Source organism: Pseudomonas sp. FH1 (genome assembly GCF_000510895.2).
Lineage (GTDB): Bacteria > Pseudomonadota > Gammaproteobacteria > Pseudomonadales > Pseudomonadaceae > Aquipseudomonas > Aquipseudomonas azotoformans_A.
This window is the reverse complement of the sequence record NZ_AOHM01000031.1, coordinates 1-6,221: the sequence shown is the minus strand read 5'-3', so window position 1 is coordinate 6,221 and position 6,221 is coordinate 1. Positions and strand designations below refer to the sequence as shown.

Here is a 6,221-nt window from a genome sequence, read left to right as displayed (position 1 = left end):
CGCTTCGGCAGCGTTCACTCCGACGTTCCAGGCGACCATTCCAGACATACTGGTGGATGAAGACGACTACACCCGTGCCTTGTCGCTATCACGTCTGGCCTATGATCTTGAAAGTGTCGCGAGCCCGATGCTTGCCGCTGCACTGTTGACGGTGATCAGCTTCCATAGCCTGTTCGCCGGCACGGTCATTGGGTTCCTTGCCTCAGCGGCCCTAGTCGCCACAGTGCTGCTGCCTAAGGCGAAGCAGATACCACGACGCAGCATCTACGAACGAACCACCCGTGGCATGCGCATATTTCTGGCCACACCTCGCTTGCGAGGGCTGTTGGCTCTCAATCTTACGGTTGCGGCCGCCAGTGCTATGGTCATCGTCAATACGGTGGTGCTGGTGCAGTCGCGCTTCGCTCTGCCGCAGAGTTCTACGGCATTGGCGCTGGCCGCGTTTGGTGGCGGTTCCATGGTGGCGGCCCTGGTCTTGCCTCGACTGTTGAAAAATATCAAAGACCGAACGGCCATGTTGTTTGGTGGAGGAGTATTGGTCGCAGGCTTAGCAGTTGGCATCAACCTAACCACCTATAACTTCCTGCTACCGCTGTGGGTGGTGCTTGGGGTGGGCTACTCCTTGGCTCAAACCCCGAGCGGTCGACTGTTGCGTCGCTCGGCACATGCCGAAGATCGCCCAGCGTTGTTTGCCGCCCAATTTGCGCTATCCCATGCTTGCTGGTTGATTACCTACCCATTGGCGGGATGGTTGGGTGCGAACATCAGCCTCACTGCGTCGTTTGTTGGGCTCGCTGTCGTGGCAGGTAGTGCGCTGGTGGTCAGCATCGTGATCTGGCGTCCAGCTCATGACCAAGACTCTATCAAGCACACCCATGAGAATCTGCCGGGCGATCACACGCACGTCGACGGCCAGGAAGGTGCGGATCACGAACATCCATACGTGATCGATGATCAACATCGCCGATGGCCCAACAAATGATTGTAAGTTCCTAAGATTTGCTAAGGCTAGCTGTCGGACATTCAGACTAGGAGCCGTAGGGCTTGCAGAGCGGCAAGGTGCCCCGGATAGAACCAGTAGCCCCATTGCCCGACCGGCCAGATCTTGAAGGAGAAGGTCTGACGCAGAAGCCAAAGTCCGATCAAGGGGGCCGCGAATGCGGTGCTCAAAGCCAGCATTGAATAGATTTCCAAGTCCAACGCCCTGGTTACGATGCTACTGCGGGTATTGCTCAACAGGCATAGAGCCGCTGGCAGCAGCCAAAGAACACCTGGGTTCTTTATTGCTACTAAGACAGCCGCTGGAACAAGTGCACCGTAGAAGCCGTACATCAGAGGATCATCCAGCACGTAGGCAACTGCAGCGGCCATCAACGCCATAGCGCCGCTCAACAAAGTGCGATGTTGCCACCCCCAGGCAATCACCAGCCCTAACGCCAGGGTAACCAACACGTTGAATGATCCCGAGGTGCTGATGTAGCGATAAGGCACTTCTGAAATGGCGGCGAACAACAGCATCAAGGCGAGGTAGCGTCCGTTCGCAGCAGTCAGCCACTCACCCGGTTTGGAGCGCGCCACGTTGGCCGCAATGGCGAGACAGAACAGCGGAAAAGACAGCCGCCCCAGAATGAACAGATTACTCATCTCCGGCCACACCAAGCGTAAGTGATCGATAACCATGGTCAGCATCGCCAGCCACTTGATCAGATCCAGACTACTGCTTCGGCTCTTGAGTAAGGAATTCTGGGCTGTATGAGCAGTCGTCATACCCACCCCAGTGTGACGGCGGTCAGCACGAGATAACGCACGCCCTTGGCCAGGGTGACAATCAGCAGAAAACTCCAAAGTGGCTCGCGCATGACTCCGGCGACGACTGTCAGCGGATCGCCAATGATCGGCACCCAGCTCAGCAGCAACGACCAGCGCCCGTAGCGCAGGTAGGAGTTCCGGGCCTTTTCAAGCTTGCTCTCGCTCACCGGGAACCAGCGCTTGTGGCGCAATCGCTCAATAGAGCGACCTAGAATCCAGTTCAGCGCCGATCCGAGCACGTTGCCGAAGGTGGCGACCGCCAAAAGCGTAGAAACGACGTACTGGTCGGAAAGCAGCATCCCGACCAGCACAGCTTCAGATTGCATTGGCAGTAACGTGGCGGCACCGAATGCCGCCAGGAACAGACCAACGTAGCTGGTGAGTTCAAACACTCGGACGTCGCCTCATGCGTTCAGGCCGATCCAGCCATGAAAGCCGACGTACAGACCAACACCGATGATCAACACGCTGGACAGGTAAGGTGCACGACGCGCAACGGCGCCCATCCAAGGCCAGCGATTCGAGGCCTGCTTGGCGCCAATAGCGGCTGCTGCACCGACGGTAACCAGTGTGAGCGCCAGACCAATGCTGAAGCACAGGACGAGCACGCCACCCAAGGCGACTTCTTTGATCTGAAGGCAGAGCAGTAGAACGGTGATGGCCGCAGGGCAAGGAATGAGCCCCCCCGTCAAGCCGAACATAATGATCTGTCCCGTGGTGACCTCACGGTTGGTAAAGCGCTTGCGGATATCGTTGGCATGGGCGCGCTCATGCGCATCCTGATAGCCATCAATCGACAACTCCAGGCCTTCCAGTTCGGAATGCGCGTGCCCGTGATCATGCTCTTGGTATTCTAGGTCATAATCATGGGAATGACCCGCATGGCCCAGACTCAAGCGGGCACTGAACTCATGAGGCTCCGGGATATCGACTGCCGACTCCAGGAAGCCTTCGCGCTCGACGAAAGAGAACGATTGAGTGCTGCCGTCCGGACGGGTAGTCATCAGGCGAACATCTGAGGCTGCCCAGGCGTGTCCGGTCAATGTCTTCAGGCGCCAGTGCGGTGGCATGCCTTCTTCGAAGATTGACAGCTCAACACGGCCATGGCTGGTATCGATTCGGTGGGTCTCATCATGATGACCATGGTCATGCTCGTCGTGGTGGTGATCATCACCTTGCTCGAACTTGAACATCTGCTCACCACGCCAGGTACGCCACAACATCCAGAGCGCAATCACAATGATCAGCGCGGAGGACGCGAGCTGGAAGTAAGGTTCTGTGGTTTGAGCATCCAGACCTTTGCCCAGGTACATTCCGCCGATTGCAACCAACCACACCACTGCGGTGTGCGAAAGCGTCGCGGCCAAGCCCAACAAAACGGCCTGTTTGACCGAGCCACGGATAGCCACGATGAAGGCCGCCATCATGGTTTTTGAATGGCCCGGCTCCAGGCCATGTAAGGCACCGAGCAGAATAGCGCTCGGAAAATACAGCCAGGCGTGTGAACCACCTGCTGCAAGAGTTCAGCGAAGTTGGGCATGTCAGACCTAAAGGTACTTGGTGATTTGCTTGAAGGCTTCCAGTGGTGCGCGCTCGCCATTGTTCAACGCCGAGACGGTGTCCTCCAGGCAGTGATCAATGTGATCCTGGATGAGCGTGCGCTTCGCTTGGCACACCGCTTTTTCAACAGCATGCAGCTGCTGGGCGATGTCCACGCACTGACGACCCTCTTCGATCATGGTGATGATGCCGCGTAAATGGCCGTCCGCCCGCTTGAGCCGCTTGATGATTGCTTCATGACTTTGGTGGGTATGCGCATGGCTGTGTTCGTGTTCTTGCTCACTCATGACTTGAGCCTCAGGCCTCAATGAATTAGGCTGGCATCCTATCCCCCCTAGGGGGATGCGGTCAAACGCATCAAAGCCCCACAAAACGAGTTGAAAGCCGAACACTATGTTCAGTAGAACACTGACAATGACGGTGGTAATCGCACTTGCTCTGGCCATGTTTGTGGCTTGGGCCGGGCATACCTATACGTTGTCGGTGACATCGAAACAGCCAGCCTGGGAGATTGCGCAAGATGCCCATCACTCCAATGAGCAGCAGGCAGAGATGTCGAGCGCGAGCTACTCGGATCACTACCACTCGCCGTTGACCCCTGACCATCAGCACGAAACGCCACAGCTCACGTCCGCGTTGAGTTTGGCTGCACAGCCGAAGCTGTCCATACGAGTTGATGCACGCCGATATTCCGTTCCTCGTCCGCCGATTTTCTTGATCGAGCGTCCACCCCGTCCTTCGTTCGCATCCTGACCATGGCCGCACCGCGGCCTTTGATCCCTGCAACGTAGGATTGATCTATGCATTCGCACTCGATGAGCGGCGTTGTCGCATTCACTGCGCCATCGCACCGCCCGCTACTGCTGTTTTTTTTACTTGTCACTGCACTTTTCCTCGGGATGCCCGAGGCGATGGCTCACGCCGTCGCGGAAGGAGACAAGGGCTTCATCCAGGAAAGTTCCGGCGTCTTGTTGCTGCCCTTCATCTACATGGGAGCCAAACACATGATGACAGGCTACGACCACCTGCTGTTTCTGTTCGGGGTGATCTTCTTCCTCTACCGCCTGAAAGACGTGGGGCTCTACGTCACGCTGTTCGCTGTAGGCCACTCGGTCACGCTGCTGCTTGGCGTACTGACCGAGATCAGCATCAGCTCCTACATCATCGACGCCATCATCGGTTTCTCGGTGGTGTACAAGGCGCTCGATAACCTGGGTGCATTCCAGCGCTGGTTCGGTTTCCAACCCAACACCAAGGTGGCCACGTTGATCTTCGGACTACTCCACGGTTTTGGGCTGGCAACGAAGATTCAGGAGTACGAGATCTCGTCTGATGGCCTGATTCCGAACCTGATCGCCTTCAACGTAGGTGTTGAGATCGGCCAATTGCTGGCCCTTAGCGCGATTCTCATTTTGATGGGGTATTGGCGGCGCACCGGCGGTTTCTGGCGCCACGCCTACGCCGCCAACGTCGCCATGATGAGTGCCGGTTTCCTGCTGATGGGTTACCAGATCACCGGCCTGTTTGTCTCTGCGTAAGGAATTCTGACCATGTTCAATACTCCGCTTCCAACTGTTAATGAATTGCCCAGCACTCGCAAACTGGTGCGTTCGACTGTCATTGCACTGTTGACTGCGGTCGTCCTGCTGGTGACCGTTGTCATGCCTTCGGAATATGCCGTTGATCCAACGGGTGTGGGCCGAGCACTGGGGCTGACCCAAATGGGCGAACTGAAGATCATCCTGGCCCAGGAGGCTTTGGCGGATGCAGCACCACCTCAACCAGCAACTTTAGCTCCAGCTCCAGCTTCGCAGGTTGCACAGGCTGAACCTGTTGCGACACCTGTTACTCCGCCAGTGGCGACACCTCCCCCAGCTCTGAAGACAAATCAAATGAGCGTCACGCTCAAGCCAGGTGAAGGGACAGAAATCAAACTGAAAGTGCTGAAGGGCAAGACGGTCAGCTATGAATGGACAGCGGCTGGTGGGCCTGTGAATTACGACACCCATGGCGAGCCTTACAACGGTGAAAAGGGTTACTTCCACAGCTATACCAAGGGCAAGCAAGTCAAAAGTGACAAAGGTGAATTCACCGCCATTTTTGACGGCACCCATGGTTGGTTTTGGCGTAACCGCAGCAATAGCGACGTGACCATCTCACTGAGAACGGCCGGCGATTACTTGAGCGTCAAACAGTAATCCGAAGCAGCGATGGCTGTTCTATTGCCGAAAATGCAGCGATCAACCTAGATAAAGACCATTTATCTCATCCATTTTTTGAAGAGTCATTCCATGAAAACCCCAGCAACGCTGATTCGTTCGATGCTCCTGATTTGCTTTATTGGCCTGATGACCGCATGCGGTGGCGGTGAGAAAGGAACAACATCCAAGACCGCTGAGCACGGACACTCACACGAGTAACACCCTGAATAAAACATGGCCGCATTTGCGGCCTTGTTTGCTTCTATATCTCAACCTGCGCACCCAGTTCGACCACTCGGTCAGCGGCAAATGGAAGTATTTGAGGTTGCTGTTGACGTGCTTCAGTAAAAAAGTGAACAAGCTTTCTCGCCGACGAGCCATTCCGATACGCTTGATCGGGATATCCGTCTCGCGGCTAAGGAAGTAGGTGGATTGCTTCGTGCAGAAATCCAGCTCATTCAAGTGTAAGAAACTCAAGGCTACGGCTAGGTCAGGCTCCCCGATAAGACCAAAGTGCGGGTTAACCCGGAAAAATTATTCGTCATAAGCCTAGACCTCAAACCGCCGATCATCTGGTACGCGCAGCTGTCTTCAGACGCCACAGTGAATCGCCCCTAGTTTCGTAGACACCTCCAAGCCTTAAAATGAGGC

The 6,221-nt window shown here is 55.9% G+C and carries 7 protein-coding genes and 2 pseudogenes; 4 read left to right on the top strand and 5 right to left on the bottom strand.

Features of this window, described 5'->3' with window-relative positions; translation table 11 throughout:
* On the top strand, positions 1-982 hold a 982-nt coding region (locus H096_RS11880; protein ID WP_033898385.1), incomplete at its 5' end, for an MFS transporter.
* A gap of 41 nt (positions 983-1,023) precedes the next feature.
* Here the strand turns inward: H096_RS11880 and H096_RS11875 are convergent.
* The 4 genes and pseudogenes from H096_RS11875 to H096_RS11860 all read right to left on the bottom strand — a co-directional run bounded on the left by H096_RS11875 (position 1,024) and on the right by H096_RS11860 (position 3,656).
* Positions 1,024-1,767, bottom strand: a complete 744-nt coding sequence (locus tag H096_RS11875) for a TraX family protein (RefSeq protein WP_050593284.1) — start codon at positions 1,765-1,767, stop codon at positions 1,024-1,026.
* Positions 1,764-2,201 (bottom strand): YqaA family protein, encoded by a 438-nt coding sequence (locus tag H096_RS11870; RefSeq protein WP_032856630.1) that lies wholly within the window; start codon positions 2,199-2,201, stop codon positions 1,764-1,766. The genes H096_RS11875 and H096_RS11870 overlap by 4 nt, the downstream gene beginning before the upstream one ends.
* A 12-nt stretch (positions 2,202-2,213) precedes the next feature.
* Positions 2,214-3,349 (bottom strand): annotated as a pseudogene (locus tag H096_RS11865) (nickel/cobalt efflux protein RcnA).
* Between the two features lie 7 nt (positions 3,350-3,356).
* On the bottom strand, positions 3,357-3,656 hold the full coding sequence (locus tag H096_RS11860) for a metal-sensing transcriptional repressor (RefSeq protein WP_032856629.1): 300 nt from the start codon (positions 3,654-3,656) through the stop codon (positions 3,357-3,359).
* A gap of 127 nt (positions 3,657-3,783) precedes the next feature.
* On the opposite strand from H096_RS11860, the gene H096_RS33115 reads away from it, so the two are divergent.
* Genes H096_RS33115 through H096_RS11850 form a run of 3 tightly spaced genes read left to right on the top strand, consistent with a single transcriptional unit; the run spans position 3,784 to position 5,567 of the window.
* On the top strand, positions 3,784-4,122 hold the full coding sequence (locus tag H096_RS33115; protein WP_229752137.1) for a hypothetical protein: 339 nt from the start codon (positions 3,784-3,786) through the stop codon (positions 4,120-4,122).
* Positions 4,123-4,169: 47 nt separating this feature from the next.
* Positions 4,170-4,907 carry a HupE/UreJ family protein gene (locus tag H096_RS11855; protein WP_032856628.1) on the top strand — a complete coding sequence of 246 codons (738 nt, stop codon included), beginning with the start codon at positions 4,170-4,172 and terminating at the stop codon, positions 4,905-4,907.
* Positions 4,908-4,919: 12 nt separating this feature from the next.
* On the top strand, positions 4,920-5,567 hold the full coding sequence (locus H096_RS11850) for a hypothetical protein (protein WP_032856627.1): 648 nt from the start codon (positions 4,920-4,922) through the stop codon (positions 5,565-5,567).
* Positions 5,568-5,832: 265 nt separating this feature from the next.
* On the opposite strand, the pseudogene H096_RS34495 reads toward H096_RS11850, so the two are convergent.
* A pseudogene (locus tag H096_RS34495) lies at positions 5,833-6,175 on the bottom strand (potassium transporter Kup); the annotation flags it as partial.
* Between the last annotated feature and the right edge of the window lie 46 nt (positions 6,176-6,221).